General features: G+C 73.9%; 2 protein-coding genes. One reads left to right on the top strand and one right to left on the bottom strand.

What is annotated here, in order from left to right; translation table 11 throughout:
• On the bottom strand, window positions 1–647 hold a 647-nt coding region (locus tag CA984_RS43925; protein WP_086579149.1), incomplete at its 3' end, for a LysR family transcriptional regulator.
• A gap of 78 nt (window positions 648–725) precedes the next feature.
• On the opposite strand from CA984_RS43925, the gene CA984_RS43920 reads away from it, so the two are divergent.
• Window positions 726–1481: a CTP synthase C-terminal region-related (seleno)protein gene (locus CA984_RS43920; protein ID WP_086579148.1), complete on the top strand. Its 756-nt coding sequence runs from the start codon at window positions 726–728 to the stop codon at window positions 1479–1481.
• Window positions 1482–1786: the final 305 nt, after the last annotated feature.

The following is a 1786-nucleotide window of genomic DNA, read 5'->3' as shown; positions in this document are numbered from 1 at the left end:
ACCCGGAACCCGCCCACGCCCGCCACCTCGCGCAGCCGCTCGACCGAGACGGCGGCCGGGGCCTGCAGCCACAGCGCGTCGGCCAGGTCGGCCAGCGCCAGCCCGCGCCTGCCGGACAGCGGATGGCCACCGGGCAGGATCACCACCAGCTCCTCCTCGGCCACGCCGACACCGGCCGGCGATCCGACGTCCGGCAGGCGCAACGGGTCGCTGGGGGCGGCGATGCCGTCGACGAAGCCCAGGTCGGCGGCGCCTGAGGCGACCTGCTCGGCGACGCTCTCGCGTCCGGCCGTGCGCAGCGTCACCGTCAGCCGCCGCAGCAGCAGGCTCCGGGCGACCGCCGGGGTGCACGCCAGCGGGGAGGCCACCACCGTCAGCCGTTCGATCGGACCGGCGGCCGCACGCAGGACGTCCGCGCGGGCGGCCCGGTGGCGCAGCAGCAGCGGGCCGGCGTGCTCAAGCAGGCGTTCCCCGGCGCGGGTGGGCGTCACCGGGCGCCGGTGCAGCAGGGCCAGGCCGAGGTCGGCCTCCAACGTGGCGATCTGCTGGGAGACCGCCGACTGGGTGTATCCGAGCTCCTCGGCGGCCGCGGAGAAGGAGCGCCGGTGGGCGACGGTCACGAACGTGCGCAGCAGATGAGGATCCACAGTGCATCAGTGTCGCTTATCGACCCAGCAGTGATGATCGTTGGCGCTCACCTCGGGGTCCCGGTGAGGATGAGTGACATGACAACCGCGAAAATCGCCCTGGTGGGCGACAGATCTCCCAGTGTCCAGGCACACATGCGCGTCCCGTCCCTCCTTGAGGCGCTGCGCGAGCGCGACGGGCTGACCCTGGACGCCTACTGGATCCCCACGACCGAGGCCGAGGGCCTGGAGGGGTTCGACGGCATCTGGACGCTGCCCGGCAGCCCCTACCGCAGCGAGGCCGGCGCGGTGAACGCCATCCGCACCGCCCGCGAGCACGGCATCCCCTTCCTGGGCACCTGCGGCGGTTTCCAGCACACCCTGCTGGAGTACGCGCGCAACGTCCTGGGCCTGCCGGCCGCGCACGCCGAGAACGACCCGGACGCCGACGAGTTCCTGGTGCTGCCGCTGGCCTGCTCTCTGGCGGGTCATGAGGAGGAGGTACGGCTGTCGCCCGGCTCACTGGCCGAGAAGATCATCGGTGCCGGGAGGAGCGTGGAGAAATACCTCTGCGGCTTCGGGCTCAACCCCCGCTACGTGCCCGTTCTGGAGGAGGGCGGCCTGAGCTTCACCGGCCGCGACAAGACGGGCGCCGTACGGGCGCTTGAGCTGCCCGCCCATCCGTTCTTCCTGGCCACGCTCTTCCAGCCGGAACTGGCCGGAGACGGCACCCGGCCGCACCCGCTCATCACCGCGTTCGCCTCGGCCGCCGTCGCCCGCGCCGGTTCGGGCGACGGGGGGCGCGTGGGTGCCGGCCTGGCGGCAGGCGGGCAGCCGACCGGCGGCGGTGCCTGACAGCCGCCGACGCGCCGGCGACGTACCGGGGGTCCGCCGTCCGCCGGTGCGCCGGGCGCCGGGCGGGGCCGCACTCCAGGCCGGTGAGGTCCGGCCGTGCGGAGCCCACCGCCGAGCCTGGCAGGACCGGACGGGCCCCGGGCCGGATGCCCGGCGCCGGAGCCGCCCGGAAGGCGATTACGGCAGGCCGTTCTGTCTTTTGTAATCGTTCCAGACCCTGACGCAGTAACCGTGGCGCCAGTCGTTCCGCTCGAGATTCCGGCAGGCGTAGGCGGCGCTGAGCCGGTCGCCGGGACTGTCGGGGA

The organism is Streptosporangium minutum, assembly GCF_002149035.1.
Taxonomy (GTDB): domain Bacteria; phylum Actinomycetota; class Actinomycetes; order Streptosporangiales; family Streptosporangiaceae; genus Streptosporangium; species Streptosporangium minutum.
This window is presented reverse-complemented; position numbering and strand designations above follow the sequence as displayed.

Bases quoted from the DNA above. Each gene is read 5' to 3' on its own strand.
- CA984_RS43920 (WP_086579148.1), top strand. From the start codon at position 726: ATGACAACCGCGAAAATCGCCCTGGTGGGCGACAGATCTCCCAGTGTC.